Source organism: Ornithinicoccus hortensis, from assembly GCF_006716185.1.
Classification (GTDB): domain Bacteria; phylum Actinomycetota; class Actinomycetes; order Actinomycetales; family Dermatophilaceae; genus Ornithinicoccus; species Ornithinicoccus hortensis.
This window is the reverse complement of sequence record NZ_VFOP01000001.1, coordinates 2,439,746-2,461,595: the sequence shown is the minus strand read 5'-3', so window position 1 is coordinate 2,461,595 and position 21,850 is coordinate 2,439,746. Positions and strand designations below refer to the sequence as shown.

Genomic DNA, 21,850 nt, shown 5'->3' with positions numbered 1-21,850 from the left:
AGGCACACGTCCGGAGGTGGTCATGATCGAACTCGAGGAGATCCCCGAGCTGCACGACCCTGTCGTCATCGCGGCCTTCGAGGGCTGGAACGACGCGGGCGAGGGCGCAACCAGCGCCGTGAGCCACCTGGTTCAGGCCTGGGACGCCGAGCTCGTCGCGGCCATGGACCCCGAGGACTTCTACGACTTCCAGGTCAACCGGCCCAAGATCGGCACCACCGACGGCAAGCGCACGATCTCCTGGCCGACCACCCGGATCCTGCTGGCCCGGGACACCCCGCTCGGCCGCGACGTCATCCTCGTGCTCGGCATCGAACCCTCGATCCGGTGGCGCACCTACAGCTCCGAACTCCTCGCGTTCGCCGTGCACCACGGCGCCACCCTGCTGGTCACCCTGGGCGCGTTGCTCGCCGACGTCCCGCACAGCCGGCCGATCCCGGTCAGCGTCAGCTCCGAGGACGCTTCCCTGCGCCATGCCCAGGACCTGGAGCGCAGCACCTACGAGGGGCCGACCGGCATCATCGGGGTGATCGCCGACCAGGCCCAACAGTTGGACCTGCCCGCCATGTCGGCTTGGGCCGCGGTCCCCCACTACGCCGGCGGCCCGCCCTCCCCGAAGGCGGCCCTGGCCCTGGTCAGCCGACTCGAGGAACTCCTCGGCTGCGTCATCGACGACGAGGAACTGGTGGAGGCCGCCCGCGCCTGGGAGTACGGCGTCGACGAGCTCGCGGCCTCCGACGACGAGGTGGCCGAGTACGTCCAGTCCCTCGAGCAGGCCCAGGACACCGCCGAGCTGCCCGAGGCCAGCGGCGACGCGATCGCCCGCGAGTTCGAGCGCTACCTGCGCCGCCGCGGCGGCGACAGCGGCGACAGCGGCCCCGGGACCCCCGGCAGCCCCGGCGGCTCCGAGCCCCGCTAGCCCCCACAACCCCCGACCGGACGCGCGACCTGGCGGCCTCCCACCCCCACCGGACGTCTCACCTGGCTGCCGTGCGGGGCCACCGGACGCGCGACCCGGCGACCCACCGGGACCTAGATTGGTGGCCGTGACCACCGACCGGCAGATCCGCAACATCGCCGTAGGACTCCTGGTCCGCGACGGGCACGTCCTCGCGGAGGAGTACCCACCGATCCCGGGGCACCACCGTTTCGTGCGGGCCATCGGGGGCGGCATCGAGTTCGGGGAACGGGCCGAGCAGGCAGTGCGACGGGAGTTCGCCGAAGAGCTCGGGGTCCAGCTCGAGACGACCCGACTCCTGGGCGTCAGCGAGAACATCTTCCAGATCCTCGACAGCCCCGGCCACCAGGTCGTCCACCTGTTCGCGGTCCGGTGCCGCGAACTGGCTGACCTCCCGCTCGACGGGCGGCGCCCCATGCTCGACCACGAGGCCACCGTGGGCTGGTACGCACTCGAGGACCTGGCCCGCGAGGCTCCGCCGTTCTATCCCGCCGGCGCGCTCGATGCGGCCCTGCGCCTCCACGACACGCCGGAGACCGGGCACTGACGCGAGGCCGCCACGCCACGAGGACCCGCAACGCACCGGGTCGCGCGTGACCACCGACCCTGCGCGACTGGCGTGGAAACTTTTCGGGCCTATGACCCCCATTCGTTTCCACACAAAGCCTCGAACGGCCAGGTGCACGGCGCCCACGGCCGGGCGGAGCTATACGCCACGGCGAGGAGAGCGTTCACGTCCTGCGCTACCGGGTGATCGGCCGGTCCACCGCCAGCGATGGTGCCCACGACTTGCGTGGAAGCTCTTCGGGCCTATGACCCCCAATTGTTTCCACACAAGACCTCGGGCGCCCGCGCGCCCCGCCCCCGCGGCCGCACGCACCGCACCTCCGGGCGGTCGGAACTACAACGCCACGCCGAGAAGGGCGTTCACGGCCTGCGCAACCGGGTGATCAGCCCGTCCACCGCCAGCGAGGGCGACCTGGCCAGCGCCAGCGGCCTCGCCAGGCCCACCGGACGCACCGACCACACCCTCGGCCCACACATCGACGAGCGCCAGCCCCCGCGGGGCATCCAGGTCATCGGCCAGCGCCGCACGCACGCCGGCAACCAGTTCGGACACGGCAGCGTCGTCGGCGGCACCGTCGTCGACCGCCCGGCGCCAGAGCGCCAGCCGCCCACGGGCGGCCTCGAGAAGGGCGGGGACGTACTCCCACTCGGCCCGGTAGTGCTGCGCCAGCAGCAGCAGCCGGATCGCCATCGGGTCCTCACCGTCGCCCCGCAGCCGGGACACGAGCACCAGGTTGCCCTTGGACTTGCTCATCTTCTCGCCGTCGAGGGCGACCATCGCCTGGTGCAGGTAGGACGACGCGAACGGGCGCCGACCCGTCACTGCCGTCGCCTGGACCGCGCTCATCTCGTGGTGCGGGAAGATCAGGTCGGTGCCGCCGCCCTGGATGTCGAAGGACATCCCCAGGTAGCGCAGCGCGATCGTGGAGCACTCGATGTGCCAACCGGGCCGCCCGTCGCCGAGCGAGTCGCCGGGCCAGCTGGGTTCGCCGGCGCGCGCCGCCCGCCACAGCAGCGGGTCGAGGGGGTCGCGCTTGCCCTCGCGGTCGGGGTCGCCGCCGCGGTCGGCGAAGACCTCCAGCATCTGCTCCCGGGTCCACCCGGACACCGCGCCGAAGGTCGGCTGGGTCGACAGGTCGAGGTAGACGTCGTGTCCCTCGCCCTCCCCCTCCGGCACCGGGACCCGGTATGCCGTGCCGTCCGCAAGCAGCTGGGTCACCGCGGACACGTCGTCGGGGATCCCCTCGACGGCGCCCACGTAGTGCTGCGGCGGCAGCACCTGCAGCGCCTCCATGTCGTCACGGAACAACTGGATCTCCCGGGCCGCGAGGTCCTGCCAGTCGACCCCGTCCCGCTCGGCACGCTCCAGCAACGGCTCATCGACGTCGGTGACGTTCTGCACGTAGGTCACCGACAGGCCGGCGTCCTGCCACACCCGGTTGACCAGGTCGAAGGTCACGTAGGTGGCGGCGTGCCCGAGGTGCGTGGCGTCATACGGGGTGATGCCGCAGACGTAGAGCCGCGCCTCGCCGCCCTCGGGGTGCACGGTCCGCACGGTCGCGGACGCGGTGTCGTGCACCCGCAGCGGACCCCCGTGTCCGGGTAGGCGGGGCAGGGAGGGAGCGTTCCACGACTTCACAGGTGGGAGCCTAACCGGCTCACCACAACGGCCACGGGAGCGGGTAGCGCTCGGCCGGTGGCAGGGGGAAGGTCCCGGCCTCCACCAGGTGCGCCACCCGGAGCGACAGCGCGGCCACCTCCTCCTCCGAGACCACCGACAGTAGCTCCGCACACCACGAGTAGTCGTCCAGCGCGCCCAGCACCCTCCGCAGGGACGCGAGCTCGGTCTCCGGGAGCTGCTCGCCGGCCCACCCCCACAGGACCGTGCGCAGCTTGTCCTCCCGGTGCATGCTCACCCCGTGGTCGACGCCCCACAGCCGGTCCTGGGCGGCCCGGAGCAGGTGCGAACCCTTGCGGTCGGCGTTGTTGATCACCGCGTCGAACACCGCCAGGGAGGCCAGCGCCGGGTCCTCGGCGTGCACGACCAGGAGCGGGTCCCCCTCGGGGCTCTCGGCCTGCAGCACGGGTCGCCAGCCGGGTCGGAGGTCCTCCGGCACGACGACCTCGAGGTAGCCGGCGCCCGGCGCAGCCGCGGGCTTCTCGGGCTGTTCGATCCACCACTGCACGGATCCGGACCCGAGCGGACCGTCGCGCAACACGGTGGGCGGGACCAGGTCCCAGCCACCCGCGGCCGAGATCAGGTATGCCGCCACCTCCCGCCCCGCGAGGGTGCCGGTGGGGAAGTCGTGGAGTGGGCGCTCACCGCGGACCGGCTTGTAGACGGCGGCCCCCGCCGTGCCGCCCTCACCGTCGCCCAGGGTGACCTTCAGGGTGAGGTTGGAGGCGTCCCGCAGCACGCCCTCGACCTCGATCGGGGCCTCCCGGAGCAACCGCTCCCACTCGGCGCCGGCGCTCACCGTCGGTAGCCGTTGGCCCTCGGGCAGATGTGGCCCGAGGGGTCCAACGGGTTGCCGCAGAACGGGCAGTTGGGTCGCCCGCCCTCGACCGCCCTGGCGCACCGCTCGGCGAACCCCCGGGCCTGGGCCGGGGCCAGCACGACCCGCAGGACCTGACCGTCACCGCCCGACTCGACCTCCTCGAGCTGCTCGGCGAGCTCGTCCGGCAGTTCCTCCCCGAGGGCCTCGCCGAGGGCCTGGAGTTGCTGGAGGTCCTCCGGCACGGACTGCTCCAGCGCCTCGATGACCACGACCTTGCGCTCCGGCTCCCAGGCCAGGCTCAGGCTCTGCACCCGGAACTCGTCCTCGATGGGGGTGTCCATCGGCGCCAGGTCTGGCAGGGCGTCGGCGGCCGCCGGTTCGATCTCGTCGGCCACCTGGTCCAGCAGCTCGGTGAGCCGCTCCCCCAGCACGCTGACCTGCTGCTTCTCCAGCGACACCGAGGTCACCCGCTTCCCCTGGGACGCCTGGAGGAAGAAGGTGCGCTCGCCGGGCGGGCCCACCGTGTCGGCGATGAACCGGTCCGGGAGGTCGTACTCGATCACCGGCATGCCAGCACCCTAGACGCTCCCCGCCCCGCCCCCGACCACGACGTCACCGGCCTCGCCGACCTGGTCGGCGGGCGGCGGCGGGAAGCGGAGGGGGTCGGCGCCGGAGTCGTTGACCCGCAGCACGACGGGGTGACGCCGGGTCTGCTGCACGATGCTCACCGACCCGGGATCGATCACGATGCGTTGGAACCGGTCCAGCGGCGTGCCCAGCGCGTCGGCGAGCAGCGCCTTGATCACGTCCCCGTGGCTCACCGCCACCCACACCGCGTGGGGCCCGTGCTCGGCGGCGATCCGCGCGTGCCAAGAGGCCAGCGCCTCCACCGCCCGCGCCTGCATCTGCTGCAACGACTCGTGCGCGTGCTCCGGGTGCGCGGGGAAGGTCACCGTGCTCGGCCGGTCCTGCACGGCCCGCCACAGCGGCTCCTTGGCGAGGTCCTTCAGCGCACGCCCGGTCCACGCACCGTAGTGCGCCTCGCCCAGGCGCTCGTCCGTATGCAGTGCCGGCGGCTCCGCGTCCGCGTTCGCCCCGTCCCAGGCATCCCGGATGGCGGCCGCGGTCTCCAGGCACCGCTCGAGGGGGCTGGAGACGACCGCCACGACCGGGGCGGCGGCGAGGCGGCCACCGAGGCGGGCCGCCTGGTCGCGCCCCGTGTCGTCCAGCACCACGCCGGGCGTCCACCCGGCGAGGAGGCCGTCGGCGTTGGCCCGGGTCCGCCCGTGCCGGGCGAGGACGACCACCGTCATCCGCGCAGGCCCGCCTGGTCCGCCGCACGGGCAGCGACCTCGAGCGCCTCCATCCGGGAGGCCAGGTCGCGGCCGGTCGGGGCGATCGACAGAGTGGTGACCCCGGCCTCGGCGAACCGGGTCATCCGCCCGGCGATCCGCTCCTCCGGGCCGAGCAGGCTGGTCTCGTCGATGAACTCCAGGGGCACCCGTCCGGCCGCGTCCCGCAGCTGACCCGACAGGTAGAGGTCCTGCACCTCGGCGGCCTCGGCCTCGTAGCCCATCCGACAGGCGAGCTGGTTGTAGAAGTTCTGCTCGCGCGACCCCATGCCCCCGACATACAGGGCGGCGTAGGGGCGCACCAGGTCGGCGCACGCCGCCACGTCATCACCGACGACCACGGGGACGGTGGGGTCGACCTGGAAGGCCTTGTCCGGGTCGGTCGACCGCGCCTTGCCGCGGTCGATCGCGGCCAGTTGCTCCCCGGCATACTCCGGGGAGAAGAAGACGCCCAACCACCCGTCGGCGATCTCACCGGCCAGCTCGAGGTTCTTGGGCCCGACCGCGGCCAGGTAGATCGGCACCTCGGTGCCGGTGGGCTTGGCGTTCATCTTTAGCGCCTTGCCCGGTCCGTCGGGCAGCGGCAGGGTGAAGAACTCGCCCTCATGGGTGACCCGCTCCCGGGCCAGCGCGGACCGGACGATCTCGACATACTCCCGGGTCCGGGCCAGCGGCTTGGCGAAGCGGACCCCGTGCCACCCCTCGGAGACCTGGGGGCCGCTCACCCCGAGCCCCAGGACGAACCGGCCACCGGACAGCCCGTCCAGGGTGGCCGCGGTCATCGCGGTGGCGGCCGGGGTGCGTCCCGGGATCTGCATGACCCCGGCCCCGAGCCGGATCCGCGAGGTGCGCGACCCGATCCAGGACAGCACGCTCGGCGCGTCGTAGCCGTAGGCCTCGGCGGCCCAGACCACGGAGTAGCCGAGCTCGTCGGCGCGCAGCGCCAGCGCCAGGTTGTCCGCGTCGTTGCCCAGTCCCCAATAGCCGCAGCTCAATCCCAGCTCCACGGTTCAGCCACGCTCCTGCTTGTCGGTGTCGTCGTCGAGGTCATTGTCATCCGAGTCGTCGTCCGCGTCGTCATCCGGGTCGTCATCCGGGTCGTCGTCGAGGTCGTACTCGTCGTCGTCGAGCCCGACGTAGGTCGGGACGTCGTCGAACTCGTCGTCCTCGTCGTCGTTGTCGAAGTCTTCGGCGAACTCCTCCTCGTCGATGAGCTCGTCCTCGTCGTCCTCGTCGTCCTCGGTGTAGATGTCCAGCGGCGTGACCTCGCCGTATGCGTCCAGCAGGGCGTCGTCGTAGGCCTCGAAGGCGTCGGCCACCTTCTGGTAGGCCGCCTCGACGGCGGGGTCGTCGTCCCCGCGGCGCACGGCCGCCAACTCAAGGTGGGTCTCCAGGGCGGCCACGAGGGCCGACAGCGCAGCACGCGGGTCGGATGTCATGGCATGACCGTAGCGTCACAACGCCCTCGCGCACACGGATTTGCAGCACGTTGCGCGCGGGTTCGCGCGGCCCCGGCGGTGCTGGTGGACAACAGGGCCCCCGACGTCGCAAGATCAGGGCGATGATCGAGTACGAGTTCCAGGAGCTGACCTTCGGGCGCGATGCGACCCGCGCCGAGGTGCGCCAGCTGCTCACCGAGAAGGCGGAGTACGGCAACTGGGAGCTGCACCGGGTCCGGCTCTACTGGGGCGGGGTGCGCAAGGCCTGGCTGCGCCGCAAGATCATCCGGGTGCAACGCACCGCCTGAGCGACCTCAGCAGTCCTCGATGAGCCGCTGCAGCACGCGCGCGCCGAACTCGACCGCATCGACCGGCACCCGCTCGTCCACCCCGTGGAACATGCCGACGAAGTCCAGCTCCGGCGGCAGCTGGAGCGGGGCGAAGCCGTAGCCGGTGATGCCGAGCCGGGACAGGTGCTTGTTGTCGGTGCCGCCGGAGAGGCAGTAGGGCAGCACCCGGGCGCCGGGGTCCTCCTTGAGCAGGGCCCGCTTCATCGATTCGACGAGCTCGCCCTCGCTGGGTGCCTCGAGCGCCACGTCCTTGTGCACGATCTCGACCTCGACGTGCTCCCCGGCCAGCTCGCGGACGGTGTCCATCAACTCCTCCTCGTGCCCGGGCAGGAACCGACAGTCGAGGGCGGCGGTGGCCGTCTGCGGGATGACGTTGTGCTTGTAGCCCGAGGTCAGCATGGTGAAGTTCGAGGTGTCCTGCAGGGTGCCCTCGACGAACCGGCGGGCGCCACCCAGGCACTCCAGCACGGGGCTGACGTCGTCCTCGGCCCAGGGACGGCCGGTGATGCCGGACACCCCGTCGAACAGCTCCCGCACCGAGGCCACGTAGCTGCGCGGCCACTCGTGCGCGTCGATCCGGGCGATCGCCTCGGCCAACCGCACGACGGCGTTCTCCGGGTTGGGCACCGAGCCGTGGCCGGCCCGCCCGTGGGCGTGCAGCCGGAGCCAGGCGATGCCCTTCTCGGCGGTCTGCAGCAGGTATGCCCGGATCGGGGCACCCGTCCCCTCCTCCTCGAGGGTGATCGAGAAGCCGCCGACCTCGCTGATCGCCTCGGTGCAGCCCTCGAACCACTCCGGGTGCTGGGCGACCACGTGCCCGGCCCCCTTGACGCCCCCGGCCTCCTCGTCGGCGAAGAAGGCCCACACGATGTCCCGCGGCGGCTTCTGGCCGGTCCGGGCCAGGTGGCGCAGGTTGGCCAGGAGCATGGCGTCCATGTCCTTCATGTCGACCGCTCCCCGGCCCCAGATCAGGCCGTCGCGGACCTCGGCGGCGAACGGGTCGACCGACCAGTCCGCTGCCTGCGCCGGCACGACGTCCAGGTGGCCGTGCAGCACGAGGCCGGGACGGCTGGGGTCGCGCCCCTCGGTGCGGACCACCACGCTGGCCCGGCCGGGGTCGGACTCGGTGAGCTGCGGGTCCAGGCCGACCTCGGTGAGCAGGCCCATCACGTACTCGGCGGCGGCCCGCTCCCCCGGTCCGCTGCCGTCGCCGTAGTTGCTGCTGTCGATCCGGATCAGCTCCCGGCAGATCTGGACGACCTCGTCCTGGGGTGACGGCACGTGGGTCGGGTCGATATCGCTCATGCCAGGAGACTAGCCCGGCCCGGGTCACCCGCCCAGCAGGCCCGCATACCGGTCCAGGTCCACGTTGCCGCCGCTGAGGATCACGCCCACCCGGCCGCGCGCGGGCACCGCCCCGGACCGCACGGCGGCCAGACCGAGGACACCGGTGGGTTCCACGACCGTCTTCAGCGTCGCAGCCATCAGGCGCATCGCGTCCACGAGCTGATCGTCAGTGGCCGTCGCGATGCCCGCGACGTGGCGCTGGATGATCGGGAAGGTGAGCGTGCCCAGGAACTGGGTCTGCGCCCCGTCGGCAATGGTGCGGGGGGTGTCGATCCGCACGATCCGCCCCTCCCGCAAGGACTGCGCCCCGTCGTCCCCGGCAGCCGGTTCGACCCCGTGGACCGCGCAGCCCGGCGCTAGCGCGGCCGCCGCCAGGACCGTCCCGGCCAACAGGCCGCCACCGCCGAGCGGCACGGCCAGGACGTCGAGGTCGGGGACCTCCTCGAGCAACTCCGCGGCGGCGGTGCCCTGGCCCGCGATGATGTCCGGGTGGTCGTAGGGCGGCAGCACCGTGCCACCGGTCTCCCCCGCCAGGTGCCGCGCGATCGCCACCCGGTCCTCGGCATACCGGTCGTAGCGCACCACCGAGGCGCCGTACCCCTGCGTCGCCGCGACCTTGCTGGCGGGCGCGTCGTGTGGCATCACGATCGTCGCGGGGATGCCGAGCTCGCGGGCAGACAGCGCTACCGCCTGCGCGTGGTTGCCGGAGGAGAACGCGATCACCCCCGCGCGACGCCGCTCGGGGTCGAGCCGGCTCAGCGCGTGGAACGCGCCGCGGAACTTAAAGGCGCCCATCCGCTGCAGGTTCTCCGCCTTGAGGAAGACCTCGGCCCCCACCTCCGCATCCAGCCGGCGGGAGCGCAGCACGGGGGTCCGGTGGGCCACGCCGGCCAGGTGCCCGGCCGCCTCGATCACGTTCTCGTATGTCGGCAGCCGGGTCATCGGATCATCCTGCCAGGGTCTCGGGCCGGGTGGGCAGGCCCGGGGAAGGGGCACGCCGGTCGACCCGCAATCCCGATCGGCCGGCGGTAGCGTAGAACCCCCATGAGCACACTGCGACTGAGCGTGTCCCTGACCCTGGCCGCCGCCCTGCTCACCGGGTGCGGGGGCGGAGACGACGCGGGGACCGATCCGGCTGGTGGCAGTGACAGCGACGTCGTGATCACGATCGTCGACTTCGACTACGACATCGCCGGACCCGTCGAGCCCGGTTCGGAGGTCACCGTGGTCAACCAGGACGAGGTGGGGCACACCGTCACCTCCGACGAGGAGGGGCTGTTCGACGTCACGGTCGCCCCCGGCCAAGAGGTCAGCTTCACCGCCCCGGACGAGGCCGGCGAGTACCCCTTCTTCTGCATCCCGCACCCCGACATGGTCGCCACGCTGGTCGTGGAGTGATCCGGTGCGTCGCCTCGAGCCGCTCCTGCGGTGGGTGGTCGTGGTCGCTCTGGGGTTCGACGCAGTGGTGCACCTGCGCTTCGCCCCGGCCATCCAGCTGGCGGCGCCGGGCGGGATCGGGGGCGGCTGGCTGTTCCGGCTGCAGGCGCTCGCGGCCATCCTCGCGGCCCTCTACCTGATCCTGCGCCCGTCGACGGCCGCCTACCTGGTCGCCGGCGCCGTCGCGCTGTCCGCCTTCGGCGCCGTCCTGCTCTACAGCCTCGTCAGCGTGCCCACCCTCGGCCCGATCCCGTCGATGTACGACCCGACCTGGCATCCGGAGAAGACGCTGAGCGCCGTCGCCGAGGGCATCGGGGTGCTGGCTGCAGCCGTTGGCGCCGGGACCCTGCGCGCCCCCGGACCGACCGACGAATAATGCACTTATGCAAAGTTGCAGAACTGCATAGAATGCAGGAGTGCAAACACAAGCTCCTCCGTCGCTCCGCGAACGCAAGCGCCTGGCCACCTCCCTGGAGATCCACGACGCCGCGGCTGACCTGACCCTGGAGCACGGCATCCAGCACGTCACGATCGAGCAGATCGCCGAGCGGGCCGGCATCTCCCAGCGCACCTTCTTCAACTACTACGCCACCAAGGACGACGCGGTCCTCGGGGTCCAGGAACCGTGCCTGTCCGAGGACACCCGGGCGGTCCTCTACGAGGAGGACGCCGGCGACGTGCTGACCCGGGTGGTGTTCATGCTGGCCGCCGTGTTCCGGTCCACCATCACGCCGGGCTCCTCCAAGCCCCGGCGCAAGCAGTTGATCCAGGCCTACCCCGAGCTCCGCTCCCGGATCACGACCCGGATCGGCGACGCCGAGCGGATGGTGCACAACGCCATCACCGAATCTACTGCGGGCGACAGGGACGTCCCCGCCGACATGCGCGACCTGGCCGCCCGACCCGAGTCGGTGCACGCCCTCTTCTACCTGGCGGGGGCGGTCGTGCGCTTCGTCCACTTCCGTGAGCCCGGGGGCGTGTCGTCGGACGACACCGACGCCATCCGCCAGGGCATCCAGACTTTCCGAGAGGTTGTTTCGTCCACGCTATGAGCACCCGCACTCAACCCAGCGGCGGCAACCCGCTGGACCAGAAACTCGACCGCAGCGTCACCCTGCTCTTCGCCGGGCTGATGGTCACCATGCTGCTGGCCTCGCTCAACCAGACCGTGCTGTCCACGGCGCTCCCGACGATCGTCGGCGAGTTGCACGGCGTCGACCAGATGCTGTGGATCATCACCGGCTTCATCCTGGCCTCGACGATCATGATGCCGATCTACGGCAAGATCAGCGACCTGCTGGGCCGCAAGCCGGTGCTGCTCAGCGCGATCACGATCTTCGTCGGCGGGTCGGTCTACGCGGCCCTGGCCGGCGACATGACCGACCTGATCGTGGCCCGTGTCATCCAGGGCGTCGGCGGCGGTGGCCTGATGATCCTGTCCCAGGCCGCGATCGCCGACGTCATCCCGGCCCGCCAGCGCGGCAAGTACATGGGCATCATGGGTGGCGTCTTCGCGTTCTCCTCCGTGGCCGGGCCGCTGCTGGGCGGCTGGTTCACCGAGGGCCCCGGCTGGCGCTGGGTGTTCTGGATCAGCCTGCCACTCGGCATCCTCGCCGCGGCGGCGACCATCGCCTTCCTGCCCGCCCCGCGCAAGCTCACCGCCCGTCCCCGGATCGACTACGCGGGGATGACCCTCGTGGCCCTGGCCACCTCCGCGCTCGTCCTGGTCACCACCTGGGGCGGCGGGGAGTACGCCTGGGGCTCCCCCGTGATCCTCGGGCTGATCGCGACGACCGTGGTGGCCGGAGCGGCCTTCGTCTGGGTGGAGTCCCGCGCGGCCGAGCCGATCATCCCGATGTACCTGTTCGCCCGCCGCAACTTCACGGTCACCACGATCGCGGCGCTGCTCACCGGTGTGGCCATGTTCGGCGCGATCAGCTACCTGCCGACCTACCTGCAGATGACCACCGGCCTGAGCGCCACCGTGGTCGGCCTCCTGATGGTCCCGATGATGGGCTCGATGCTGGTCACCTCGGTCATCACCGGCCGGATGGTCACCGCGACCGGTCGTTACAAGGCGCTGCCGATCTTCGGCTCGGTGGTCCTGGGCATCGCCCTGGCGCTGCTGTCCATGCTGCAGTACGACTCCCCCACCTGGCTGGTGTGCGTCTACATGGCCGTGATGGGCCTCGGCCTGGGATCGAGTATGCAGATCCTCACCCTGATCGTGCAGAACACCTTCCCGGTGACCCTGGTGGGCACCGCGACGGCCGCCACGAACTACTTCCGTCAGGTGGGTGCCACGCTGGGCACGGCCGTCGTCGGCAGCCTGTTCACCGGTCGACTCACCGAGCAGATCAGCGACCGGATCCCGATGGGCACCGGCCCCTCCGACGGCGCACACTCGCTGACCCCGGAGCTGGTCAACCAGATGCCGACCGAGCTGCGCCAGGTCATCATCGAGGCCTACCACGACGCGCTGATCCCGGTCTTCCTCTACATGGTGCCGCTGGCCGTGGTGGCCGCGCTGGTCCTGCTGCTGATCCATGAGAAGCCGCTGGCCACCTCGATCGAGGAGAACGTCACGCCGGAGTCGCTGGCCGAGGGCCAGCTCGTGGTGGACGACGCGGCGCCGGGTGCCGGCGTCGGGTCCGACACGTCCGGCACAGCGCGCACGGCGCCCCAGCCGGCCGGGCGCAGCTAGCCAGGCGTCGAGAGGGTGCGGATGGTGGCCCGGATGTGTTCCCGGGCCACCCGTTCGGCCGCGGCGCCGTCGCCGCGGCCGATCGCATCCACGATCCCCTGGTGCTCCGCGACCGCACGGCGGACCCGGTCGACCTCCAGCAGCCGGTAGGGCGCGAAGACGTTGGAGGTCATCTGCAGGAGTGCCGTGTGATCGGTCAGGTACTCGTTGCCGGACGCCTCCAGGATCGTCCCGTGGAACTCGACGTTCAGCGGCTGATACGTCTCGGGGTCCCACGGGTCGAGCGTGGCTCGTTGCGCGTCGACCAGCACCTGGAGCCGCTCCAGGTGGCGCGCGCCGTCGTCCTGTTCCGTCGTCAGGCGTGCCGCCAACCCGTCGATCACCTCGCGGACCCGGTAGGCGTCCAGCAGGACCGGGACGTCCCCCGAGACGACGGAGGCACCCGCCCCGGCCTGATCACCACCAGACCTTCCTGATCCAGCACTCCCACCGGGGAGTCGGCCCAGTTCGCTACGGACAAGCCCTATGGCTCCTGGGGAGCCTCACTGGCACTCTTCGACACTCCCGAGGGCATCGCCGCGGCCTGTGCACACTGCCAGGAGCCACTCAGCCTCGTGTCCTCGGGCTGGGAGTCCATCGCAGGGAAGATCGCGGTGACCCCTGTAGACCTCGGCGGTCACGTCACTGTCCACTCGGCCCTGAAGACTGTCCAGTACGTGTGCCCCCATTGCCTGACGTCCCTGTGGGTCGACACCGAGCCGGTCGACGGCCGGGACTGGCAGGATTTCTCGATCACGGGCTGACCATGCCGAGGCGCCTCCGGACGGCGACCCGGTGTAGCCCTGCACTCGACTACCCATGAGCGAAGCCCCCTCGGGTCACTGCCCCGCAGAGACCCGAGGGGGCCTTCGGTGGTCGAAGGCCCCGTACTCGGCGACGGAGGCGGACAGCGACTCACCCGGGTTCGGCATACCGGCCACAGCAAGGTGACGTGGCCCACCCTCAGGGGGCTGGCCGCCCGGCAGATGTGACGATGGGGCCATGGATGGCCACGAGTCGACCAGGGGACGGAAGCTGCCTCTCATCGCTCCGGAGGATGACCTGTGCGTGGCACGGGTGCCGCTCTTCCAGGGCCTGACCACCCAGCAGCAGCACAACGTGGCGAGCCTGGCCATTCCCACGAGAGTCGGTGCGGATGAGCAGATCTACTCGGCCGGCTCCGCGGTGTCGCAGCTGATGGTGGTGCACACCGGTCGCGTCAAGATCTCCCGGCTCACCGCCGACGGCCACGAGCAGATCGTGCGGGTGCTGGAGTCGGGCGACTTCATCGGCGAAGGTGCCTTCATCGACGGCAGCCGCCCGGACCACTTCGCGGTGGCGGTCGAGGCCGGCAGCCTGTGCGTCTTCCGCCACGCCGACCTGGGCCGGCTGATCGATGACCACCCGAGCATCGGCATGGCGATGCTGCGCACTCTCAGCCGTCGCTTGGACGAGACCGAGACCCGGCTGGCGGCGGTCATCTCCGGCGACGTCGCCTCGCGCTTGGCCGACTACCTGATGAGCCTGCCGGTCCGGCGCATCGACGGTGTCCCGACGGTGGAGCTTCCGATGGCCAAGAAGGACATCGCCTCCCTCCTGGACACGACACCGGAGTCACTGAGCCGTCAGTTGCGACGACTCAGCGACTCCAGGGTGATCCGTCTGCACGGCAGGCGCATAGCGCTCACCGACATCGGGACACTCACCTCACTGTCGACCCCGGTCTGACGGCAGTGACGACCGCGCTCTGACGACGGCGGTCACTGGCGGCCGCCACCTCGGCGGCGGCCTTGTCCCGGAACCGGATGAGGCGCATCGCGTTGAGGATGACCACAAGCACCGAGATCTCGTGGATGAGCATGCCTCCCGCCATGTGCACGATTCCGCCGACCACACCGGCCAGCAGGAAGGCGACCGTCCCGAGCGAGACCACGGTGTTCTGCGCCATGTTGCGCAAGGTGGCCCGCGCGACCGACCGTGCCTGGATCAACTGGTCGAAGCGACTGCCGACCAGGACGATGTCCGCGGTCTGCAGCGAGACGTCCGTGCCGCCACCCATCGCGATGCCCACGTCCGCCGTGGCGATCGCCGGGGCGTCGTTGACGCCGTCGCCGATCATCGCGACCTTGTGGCCGGCCTCGGTAAGCTCCGCGACCCGCGTGACCTTGTCCGCCGGGAGCAGTTGGGCGGCGACGATGTCCTCCGGCCCGGTGATCCCGACCTGTTCGGCGACCGCCTGCGCGGTGTGCGGGTTGTCCCCGGTGAGCATGACGAACCTGCGGATGCCGGCGCGGCGCAACGCCTCCACCGACGCCCTGGCCTCGGGCCGCACCTGGTCGGTGATGCCAACCAGTCCGACCACGACACCATCCACGGTGACGTAGGAGACGGTGCTGCCCCCGCGCTCCAGCATGGTGGCGCGGCTCACGAGCTCTGGCGGAGCCATATACCCGCTCTCCTCGAGCAGCCGGCCCGATCCGACGCCGACCACGTGGTCGCGACCATCCAGGGAGACGACGCCGCGGATCCCCGCGCCGGTCAGCACTTCCACACCGGAGGGCGAGGGCGCGAGCTCGAGGTCGCGGTCCCGGGCTGCACCGACCAGGGTGCGACCGAGCGGATGCTCGGACGCCTGCTCCAGCGAGGCGACCAGTCGCAGCACGTCCGCTTCCAGGTATGCCGCATCGGCGCTGACCACGTCGGTCACCTCGGGCCTGCCCTGGGTGAGGGTGCCGGTCTTGTCCACGACGACGGTGTCGACGCGGGCGAGCCGCTCGAAGGCGTCACCGCCCTTGACCAGGGCGCCGTGGCGCGCCGCGTTGCCCAGTCCGGCCACCAGGGAGACCGGGATGGAGATGACCAGGGCGCCGGGGCAAGCGATGACGAGGAAGGTCAGGGCGAAGCGCACGTCGCCGGTGATCAGCAGCGCCAGGACTGCGGCGACCACGATGGCGGGGGTGTACCAGCTGGCGAACCGGTCCAGGAAGCGCTGGGCCTTGGCCTTGGAGTCCTGGGCCTCCTCGATGAGCTCGACGATCTGCGCGAAGGTGGTGTCCTCGCCGACCCGGTCGGCCCGTATCTCGAGGTAGCCGGACTCCAGCAGGGTGCCGGACCAGACCTGCTCCTCCGTGCCCTTGACGACGGCCATGGGCTCGCCGGTGACGGTGGACTCGTCGACGGCGCCGGAGCCGTGGACGACGGTCCCGTCGACCGGGACCCGCCCGCCGACGCGGACCAACACCCGGTCGCCGACCTCGACCTCGTCGGCCGGCATGGTGACCGGCCCGTCGGCAGACATGACCTCCGCCTCCTGCGGCGCGAGATCCACAAGGTCACGGACCGAACGTCGGGTGCGGTCCAGGGTGCGGGCTTCCAGGTAGGAGCCGAAGACGAAGAGGAAGGCGACGACCCCGGACTCGACGTATTCGCCGATGAGGAGGGCGCCGATGACTGCGATGGTCACCAGGAAATCGATGCTGAAGGCGCGGGCCTTCAGCGCCCGCCAGGCGCTGAAGGCGATCGGGATCCCGGCGACGACCGAGGCGATAACGAGCAACGCGTCGCGAGCCGCCCCCGCCCCGGCCAGGTGCATCGCACCGGCCGCGAGCAGGAGCACGCCCGAGGTGCCGGCGACCCGAGCCCTACTGGTGAAGAAGGAGACGACCTGCGTCCTGAGGGTGATCACGGTGATGCCCTCAGGACCGAGCCTTGGCCTTGGGCGTCCGCACGGGCGCGACTCGGCCGATGCGGGTCACGGGGTAGCCCAGGTCGCTGATCACCGTGGCAATCTCGCCCGCCTCCAGCCGGGCCTGGTCAAAGGTGACGTCGACCTTGCTGGAGTTGAACCGGACGTCAACCTTCTGCACACCCGGCAGCCGCCCGACGGCCTTCTCGATCTTGGCGATGCACGAGGGGCAGGTGAACGGCTCGGTGCTGATCTTGACGGTTCTCAGCGTGTCGGCGGTGGTCGTGGTGGCGGTGAGCTGGTTGGCGCCCATCGGCGGGCCTCCTGTTCGGTGAGGTGTGGTGTCCTTCTGACACCCTCATTTCACCGTTTTCCCCACCCGATCTCCTTGACCTGGATCAAGTCCGCGAAGGCACCTCGGGCCACACGCGCCGGTAAACCACTCACACGGCGATATCCCCCGACCTGACCAGGGGTTTCGCGAAGTAGCAGGGCATCTCATCGGGAAATACCGTCGGTGTCCGGAGGGGGACTTGAACCCCCACGCCCGTTAAGGGCACTAGCACCTCAAGCTAGCGCGTCTGCCATTCCGCCACCCGGACGAGGGTGCGCGCCACCGAGCCTGTCGGTCGGTGGGCAACGACGGGAAAGATTAGCACGCTAGGGCCGGTTGTTCGCAGTCGAGGGTCGCCAGTCCGGTGGTTCCCCGCGCTGCAGCGCGGGGTCGTCTGCGTCGAACGTGCGGACGCGGCCCGGCGGGGTCAGCGGGCCCTCGAAGCGCACGCTGACCCGACCGCGCCCTGCGCCCCATACCCACCCCGGGCCGAACTCCTCGTGCACGACGTCCTGCCCCGTCCCCCAGGTCTCCCCCCGCCGGTCGATGACCGCGACCCGGTCCAGTTCCGTGGCGCCGTCGCCCTGCGGGTCCAGGTTGCCCCCGCTGTCGGGATACTCGATCACCGGGCCCGGCACGGGCGGGCCGGCGACCAGGTCGCTCCCGAGCAGCTCCTCCTGGGCGTGCGCGGTCAACCCCGAGACGCCGACCCCCAGCAGCCGCAGCCCCGAGCTGATGTCGATCGTCGCGAGCAACCGGCGCGCCTCGCGCAGGATCACCGCACCCTCGCCCGTGGCGTGCGCCAGTGTCCCGGAGCGGGTCAGCTGGGTGAAGTCGTGCTGGCGCACCTTGACCGTGATCGTCCGGCCGAAGTATGCCGAGGCCGACAGCCGGGCGGTCAGCCGCCGGACGAGGGCCTCGAGTTCGGTGTCCAGGCCGTCCCGGTCGGCGATGTCGGTCTCGAAGGTCTCCTCCACCGAGACGCTCTTGGTCTCCCGCTCGGCGGTGACCAACCGCTCGTCCCTGGCCCGCGCCAGCCGGTACAGCCCGCCGCCGTGCGCCTCGCCGAAGATCGACACCAGGTCCTCCCGGGACACCCTGGCCAGGTCGCCCACCGTCTCGACGCCGAAGGCGTGCAGCTTGCCGCCGGTGGCCGGTCCCACGCCTGGCACCGCCCGCACCGACATCGGGTGCAGCACGTCCTCCTCGGTGCCCGGGGCGATCACCGTCAGGCCGGCGGGCTTGCGCATCTCGCTGCCCAGCTTGGCCATCATCTTGGAGGTGGCGATCCCCACCGACGCGGTCAGCCCGCCCGTCTCCGCCTTGATCCGGGCCATCAGGTCCTCCCCCAGCCGGGTCAGGCCCTCGGTGGAGAAATCCACGTCCGTGGCCGCGGTCAGGTCCAGGAATGCCTCGTCCACCGACACCTGCTCCAGTACCGGGGACACCTCGCGCAGCAGGTCCATCACCACGCGGGAGGTCATCCGGTAGGCGTCGAACCGCCCACCCAGGAAGGCCGTCCCCGGCGGGCAGCGGCGCCGGGCCTCCGCGGTCGGCATCGCGGACCGGGCGCCGAAGACCCGGGCCTCGTAGGAGGCGGTGGACACCACGCCCCGCCCGCCGGTGCCGCCCACGACCACCGGCTTGCCCCGCAGCGAGGGCTTGTCCCGCTGCTCCACCGCCGCGAAGAAGGCGTCCAGGTCCAGGTGCAGGACACTCGCCTGGGGGTGGACAGAGGGCATGGTTCCACTGTTCCACAGCACGCCGACACCACCTGGCGGGGGCGGGAAAGCGCTTGCCCAGCCCGGATAGGGTGCGATGGTGCTCGACCACGTCACTGCTGTCCGCTACGTCGTCCCCCTCCGCGAGGGCGGCTCGATGCCCGGCGTCGTGGAGGCCGAGGACCTCGGCACCTACGTGGTGAAGTTCCGGGGCGCCGGCCAGGGGCTGAAGGTGCTGGTGGCCGAGGTCATCGTCGGTGAGCTGGCCCGTCGTCTCGGGCTGCCGGTCCCCCGGATGGTGACCCTGACCCTGCCGGAGGCGATCGCGCGCTACGAAGCCGACGAGGAGGTCCAGGACCTGCTCAACGCCTCCCCCGGCAGCAACCTGGGCATCGACCTGCTCCCCGGCTCGCTGGGTTATGACGGCTCACGGCCACCGGCACGTGACCTGGCCGCCCGGGTGGTCTGGTTGGACGCCTACACGGCCAACGTGGACCGCACCTGGTCCAACCCCAACCTGCTCACCTGGCACCGGGAGACCTGGCTGATCGACCACGGCGCCGCGCTCTACTTCCACCACGGCTGGCCGCGCAAGACCCCCGACCCCGACCGGTTCGCCCAACAGCCGTTCCGGGCCGAGGACCACGTGCTCGGCAGCCTGGCCGACCACGGCGACCTGCGCGCGGTGCACGAGGAGATGGTGGCCCGGATCGACGGGGCCCTGCTCGACGAGGTCCTGGCCCTCGTGCCGGACGAGTGGCTGGAGACCACCGAGACGCTGGCCGACGCGCAGGCGGTGCGCACGGCATACCGGGAGCACCTGCTCGCGCGGCTGGCGAACCCGCAGGCCTGGCTGCCCGGCGGTGCCGCGTGACCGAGCACCCCTACCAGTACGTCGTCATCCGGCTGGTCCCCCGCGTCGAGCGGGAGGAGTTCATCAACGTCGGGGTGGTGCTCTACAGCCAGCAGGCGGACTTCCTGGCGGGCCGCTTCGCGCTGGACGAGGCGCGGGCGCTGGCACTCGCGCCGGACCTGGACTTGGAGGCGGTGCGCTCCGCACTGGAGACCGTATGCGGTGTGGCCGCCGGCGAGCACTCCCCCACGACGCCGCGGCTGGACAGGCTGGGCCCACGGTTCGGCTGGTTGAGCGCGCCCCGCAGCACGATCCTGCAGCCCGGGCCGGTCCACGGCGGGGTCACCGGGGACCCGGCTGCGACGCTGGATCACCTGGTGCGCATCCTGGTGGCATGACTGCACCGTTGTCGCTGACCTGGCACCCGATCACCGAACGTCCCGACCTGCTCGCCGAGCCCGTGCGTGCCGCGCTGCTCACCTCGCCGTTGCGCGAGGACATCGAGGTCACCGAGATCGATCCCGACCTGGCCGACACGGCGGCCCTGGTCGAGGCGACGGACATCACCCTGGAGGAGTCGGCCAACTGCATCGTCGTGCTCGGGCGCCGGGGCGAGAAGGAGAAGGTGGCGGCCGCCCTGGTGCTCGCCCACACCCGCGCGGACGTGAACACCACCGTGCGCAAGAGCCTGGACGTGCGCAAGGCCAGCTTCATGCCGATGGAGCGCGCCGTCGAGGAGTCCGGCATGGAGTACGGCGGCATCACCCCGGTCGGCCTCCCCGCCGAGTGGCCGGTCCTGGTCGACGCCCAGGTCCTGGAGCAGCCTCAGGTGGTCATCGGTTCCGGGCTGCGCAGGTCCAAGCTGCGGATGCCCGGCGCCCTGGTCGCCACGCTGCCCACCGTCGAGGTCATCGAGGGGCTCGGGCGCTGACCCGGCGCAACCCGGTGGCTGCCCCTGTCACGGCCTCGCTCAGCCGGTCCAACTGTGCCGAGGCCAGCCGCCAGCGCTGCCAGTAGAGCGGGACGTCCCGGTACCCCCGCGCCACGCGCACCAGCCGCCCGTCGGCCAGGGCGTCGCCGAGCTGGTGCTCGGGCACCATCCCCCACCCGAGGCCGGCGAGCACCGCTGCCAGGAATGCCTCCGAGGAGGGCACCTCGTGCACGGGCGGACGGAGCCCGCCCCGCGCCGTGAGCAGCTCCTGCTGCAGGGCGTCCTTGGCGTTGAAGTCCACGACCGGCATGGCCGCCAGGTCCACCCGGCCGTCCCGGCTGAACCGCTCGACCAGGTCGGGCACCGCCAGGGGCAGGTAGCGCATCGCCCCTAGCTGGCGCACGCTGCACCCGGAGACGGCCACCGGGTCCTCGGTGACCGCGGCCATCACCTCCCCCTTGGCGAGCAGTGCGTCGGTCAGCTGCTGGTCCTCCACCCGCAGCCGGAGCACCGCATCGTCCCATCCGCCCGCCTCCCCGAGCACGGGTCGGAACCACGTGGCCAGCGAGTCGGCGTTGACCGCCACCGCCAACACGGCACGGCCGTGCTCCGGCCCCTCCAGTGCCGCCGCCACCTCCTGCTCCACGAGCTGCACCTGCCGGGCAGCCCGCAGCAGCACGGTGCCCGCCTCGGTGGCCCGGCAGGGAGTGCCCCGCTGCACGACGACGCGACCGGTGGCCGACTCGAGGGCCCGGATCCGCTGGCTCACCGCGGAGGGCGTGACGTGCAGCCGCCGCGCGGCCGCCTCGAACGTGCCCTCCTCGACGACGGCGAGCAGGGCGCGGAGCTGATCGTGGCGCATGAAGGGATTCTACGGATACCCCAGAATCATTCGCTTCCCTTCACGCCGCGACCGACCTACCGTCGGTAGCGTGCTTCCCGTCCTCGCCACCGGCTTCGCGACCGGTCTGTCCCTCATCGTCGCCATCGGCGCGCAGAACGCCTTCGTGCTGCGCCAGGGGCTGCGCCGCGAGCACCTGGGCGTGGTGATCGCGGTCTGCGCGGTCGCCGACTTCCTGCTGATCGGCCTCGGGACCGCCGGGGTCGGTGCCCTCGTCGCCTCCCACCCGCGCCTGCTCACCGCGATCACCTGGGCGGGCGCGGCCTACCTGCTGTGGTTCGCGGCCCGGTCGGCCCGGTCCGCCCTCCACCCGGTCGGGCTGACCCCCGACCGCCCGACCTCGCGCGGCTCGGTCCTCGGCACGGCCCTGGCCCTCACCTTCCTGAACCCGCACGTCTACCTGGACACCGTGCTCATGCTGGGCACCCTGGCCTCGGCCCAGGGCGATGCCCGGTGGGTCTTCGCCGGCGGGGCGATGGCGGCGAGCCTGCTGTGGTTCCCCGCGCTGGGGCTCGGAGCCAGGGCCCTGGCCCGCCCGCTCGCCTCCCCGACCACCTGGCGGGTCGTCGACGGCCTGGTGGCCGTGGTGATGGTGGCACTCGCCGCCCGGCTGCTGGCCGGGTGACGGCACCCCGATCTGCCGGGCCGTGCAAGGATCCCGCCCCCTTGGCCCGTCGTTCCCTGTGACGGCCCGGCCGGGGTGGCCGGGAAGGAGCGCCGGGGACGCAACGAGC

General features: G+C 71.6%; 25 protein-coding genes and 1 tRNA gene. 12 read left to right on the top strand and 14 right to left on the bottom strand.

Annotated features, from left to right (window positions below; genetic code table 11):
• Positions 1-22: 22 nt before the first annotated feature.
• Together FB467_RS11420 and FB467_RS11415 are read left to right on the top strand one after the other, a co-directional pair.
• Positions 23-919 carry a PAC2 family protein gene (locus FB467_RS11420; RefSeq protein ID WP_141785207.1) on the top strand — a complete coding sequence of 299 codons (897 nt, stop codon included), beginning with the start codon at positions 23-25 and terminating at the stop codon, positions 917-919.
• Between the two features lie 127 nt (positions 920-1,046).
• Positions 1,047-1,505: an NUDIX domain-containing protein gene (locus FB467_RS11415; protein ID WP_170230680.1), complete on the top strand. Its 459-nt coding sequence runs from the start codon at positions 1,047-1,049 to the stop codon at positions 1,503-1,505.
• 354 nt (positions 1,506-1,859) lie between these two features.
• On the opposite strand, the gene mshC is transcribed toward FB467_RS11415, so the two are convergent.
• Genes mshC through FB467_RS18495 form a run of 6 tightly spaced genes read right to left on the bottom strand, consistent with a single transcriptional unit; the run spans position 1,860 to position 6,814 of the window.
• Entirely contained in the window at positions 1,860-3,164 is a 1,305-nt protein-coding gene (gene mshC / locus FB467_RS11410; RefSeq protein ID WP_141785205.1) for a cysteine--1-D-myo-inosityl 2-amino-2-deoxy-alpha-D-glucopyranoside ligase, read from the bottom strand.
• A gap of 19 nt (positions 3,165-3,183) precedes the next feature.
• Positions 3,184-4,002, bottom strand: a complete 819-nt coding sequence (locus FB467_RS11405; protein WP_141785204.1) for an SCO1664 family protein — start codon at positions 4,000-4,002, stop codon at positions 3,184-3,186.
• Complete coding sequence (locus FB467_RS11400) at positions 3,999-4,592, bottom strand: DUF3090 family protein (protein WP_141785203.1); 594 nt, start codon at positions 4,590-4,592, stop codon at positions 3,999-4,001. The genes FB467_RS11405 and FB467_RS11400 overlap by 4 nt, the downstream gene beginning before the upstream one ends.
• A 9-nt stretch (positions 4,593-4,601) precedes the next feature.
• Entirely contained in the window at positions 4,602-5,336 is a 735-nt protein-coding gene (locus FB467_RS11395; protein ID WP_141785202.1) for an MSMEG_4193 family putative phosphomutase, read from the bottom strand.
• On the bottom strand, positions 5,333-6,382 hold the full coding sequence (locus tag FB467_RS11390; protein WP_141785201.1) for an LLM class F420-dependent oxidoreductase: 1,050 nt from the start codon (positions 6,380-6,382) through the stop codon (positions 5,333-5,335). The genes FB467_RS11395 and FB467_RS11390 overlap by 4 nt, the downstream gene beginning before the upstream one ends.
• A gap of 3 nt (positions 6,383-6,385) precedes the next feature.
• Entirely contained in the window at positions 6,386-6,814 is a 429-nt protein-coding gene (locus FB467_RS18495) for a hypothetical protein (RefSeq protein WP_153390184.1), read from the bottom strand.
• Positions 6,815-6,936: 122 nt separating this feature from the next.
• Between FB467_RS18495 and FB467_RS11380 the strand changes: the two genes are divergently transcribed.
• Complete coding sequence (locus FB467_RS11380; RefSeq protein ID WP_141785200.1) at positions 6,937-7,122, top strand: DUF5703 family protein; 186 nt, start codon at positions 6,937-6,939, stop codon at positions 7,120-7,122.
• Between the two features lie 6 nt (positions 7,123-7,128).
• Here FB467_RS11380 and FB467_RS11375 read toward each other — a convergent pair whose 3' ends face one another.
• Positions 7,129-8,469, bottom strand: coding sequence for a M20/M25/M40 family metallo-hydrolase (locus FB467_RS11375; protein ID WP_141785199.1), 1,341 nt, complete (start codon positions 8,467-8,469; stop codon positions 7,129-7,131).
• A 24-nt stretch (positions 8,470-8,493) separates the two neighbouring features.
• Positions 8,494-9,453 (bottom strand): threo-3-hydroxy-L-aspartate ammonia-lyase, encoded by a 960-nt coding sequence (locus tag FB467_RS11370; protein WP_141785198.1) that lies wholly within the window; start codon positions 9,451-9,453, stop codon positions 8,494-8,496.
• 102 nt (positions 9,454-9,555) lie between these two features.
• Here FB467_RS11370 and FB467_RS11365 point away from each other — a divergent pair, with 102 nt between their 5' ends.
• From FB467_RS11365 to FB467_RS11350, 4 genes are read left to right on the top strand one after another with little or no spacing between them, the layout of a single operon-like run.
• Complete coding sequence (locus FB467_RS11365; protein WP_141785197.1) at positions 9,556-9,909, top strand: cupredoxin domain-containing protein; 354 nt, start codon at positions 9,556-9,558, stop codon at positions 9,907-9,909.
• Positions 9,910-9,913: 4 nt separating this feature from the next.
• Positions 9,914-10,324: a hypothetical protein gene (locus tag FB467_RS11360; protein ID WP_141785196.1), complete on the top strand. Its 411-nt coding sequence runs from the start codon at positions 9,914-9,916 to the stop codon at positions 10,322-10,324.
• A 40-nt stretch (positions 10,325-10,364) separates the two neighbouring features.
• Positions 10,365-11,000, top strand: coding sequence for a TetR/AcrR family transcriptional regulator (locus FB467_RS11355; protein WP_141785195.1), 636 nt, complete (start codon positions 10,365-10,367; stop codon positions 10,998-11,000).
• Positions 10,997-12,652, top strand: coding sequence for an MDR family MFS transporter (locus FB467_RS11350; protein WP_141785194.1), 1,656 nt, complete (start codon positions 10,997-10,999; stop codon positions 12,650-12,652). Before FB467_RS11355 ends, FB467_RS11350 begins: the two co-directional genes overlap by 4 nt.
• Here the strand turns inward: FB467_RS11350 and FB467_RS11345 are convergent.
• Positions 12,649-13,035, bottom strand: coding sequence for a GntR family transcriptional regulator (locus FB467_RS11345; RefSeq protein ID WP_170230677.1), 387 nt, complete (start codon positions 13,033-13,035; stop codon positions 12,649-12,651). The genes FB467_RS11350 and FB467_RS11345 overlap by 4 nt on opposite strands.
• Positions 13,036-13,759: 724 nt before the next feature.
• Here FB467_RS11345 and FB467_RS11340 point away from each other — a divergent pair.
• Positions 13,760-14,419 (top strand): Crp/Fnr family transcriptional regulator, encoded by a 660-nt coding sequence (locus FB467_RS11340; protein ID WP_228393040.1) that lies wholly within the window; start codon positions 13,760-13,762, stop codon positions 14,417-14,419.
• Here FB467_RS11340 and FB467_RS11335 read toward each other — a convergent pair.
• The 4 genes from FB467_RS11335 to FB467_RS11320 all read right to left on the bottom strand — a co-directional run bounded on the left by FB467_RS11335 (position 14,394) and on the right by FB467_RS11320 (position 18,452).
• Positions 14,394-16,376, bottom strand: coding sequence for a heavy metal translocating P-type ATPase (locus FB467_RS11335; RefSeq protein WP_228393038.1), 1,983 nt, complete (start codon positions 16,374-16,376; stop codon positions 14,394-14,396). The genes FB467_RS11340 and FB467_RS11335 overlap by 26 nt on opposite strands.
• A gap of 10 nt (positions 16,377-16,386) precedes the next feature.
• A complete protein-coding gene (locus FB467_RS11330) occupies positions 16,387-16,689 on the bottom strand; it encodes a heavy-metal-associated domain-containing protein (protein WP_141785191.1) in 303 nt (100 codons plus the stop codon).
• A 205-nt stretch (positions 16,690-16,894) separates the two neighbouring features.
• Positions 16,895-16,978 (bottom strand) — tRNA-Leu (locus FB467_RS11325).
• Between the two features lie 58 nt (positions 16,979-17,036).
• A complete protein-coding gene (locus tag FB467_RS11320; protein ID WP_141785190.1) occupies positions 17,037-18,452 on the bottom strand; it encodes a DNA polymerase IV in 1,416 nt (471 codons plus the stop codon).
• A 76-nt stretch (positions 18,453-18,528) separates the two neighbouring features.
• Here FB467_RS11320 and FB467_RS11315 point away from each other — a divergent pair, with 76 nt between their 5' ends.
• The 3 genes from FB467_RS11315 to FB467_RS11305 are packed head-to-tail and all read left to right on the top strand — an operon-like array spanning position 18,529 to position 20,215.
• On the top strand, positions 18,529-19,305 hold the full coding sequence (locus FB467_RS11315) for a HipA family kinase (protein WP_425325836.1): 777 nt from the start codon (positions 18,529-18,531) through the stop codon (positions 19,303-19,305).
• Complete coding sequence (locus FB467_RS11310) at positions 19,302-19,682, top strand: DUF3037 domain-containing protein (RefSeq protein ID WP_141785188.1); 381 nt, start codon at positions 19,302-19,304, stop codon at positions 19,680-19,682. The genes FB467_RS11315 and FB467_RS11310 overlap by 4 nt, the downstream gene beginning before the upstream one ends.
• On the top strand, positions 19,679-20,215 hold the full coding sequence (locus FB467_RS11305; protein WP_141785187.1) for a YbaK/EbsC family protein: 537 nt from the start codon (positions 19,679-19,681) through the stop codon (positions 20,213-20,215). The genes FB467_RS11310 and FB467_RS11305 overlap by 4 nt, the downstream gene beginning before the upstream one ends.
• Here FB467_RS11305 and FB467_RS11300 read toward each other — a convergent pair.
• On the bottom strand, positions 20,193-21,077 hold the full coding sequence (locus FB467_RS11300; protein WP_141785186.1) for a LysR family transcriptional regulator ArgP: 885 nt from the start codon (positions 21,075-21,077) through the stop codon (positions 20,193-20,195). The two genes, FB467_RS11305 and FB467_RS11300, sit on opposite strands and share 23 nt — an antisense overlap.
• Before the next feature lie 70 nt (positions 21,078-21,147).
• Here FB467_RS11300 and FB467_RS11295 point away from each other — a divergent pair, with 70 nt between their 5' ends.
• Positions 21,148-21,741, top strand: a complete 594-nt coding sequence (locus FB467_RS11295) for a LysE/ArgO family amino acid transporter (protein ID WP_228393031.1) — start codon at positions 21,148-21,150, stop codon at positions 21,739-21,741.
• Positions 21,742-21,850: the final 109 nt, after the last annotated feature.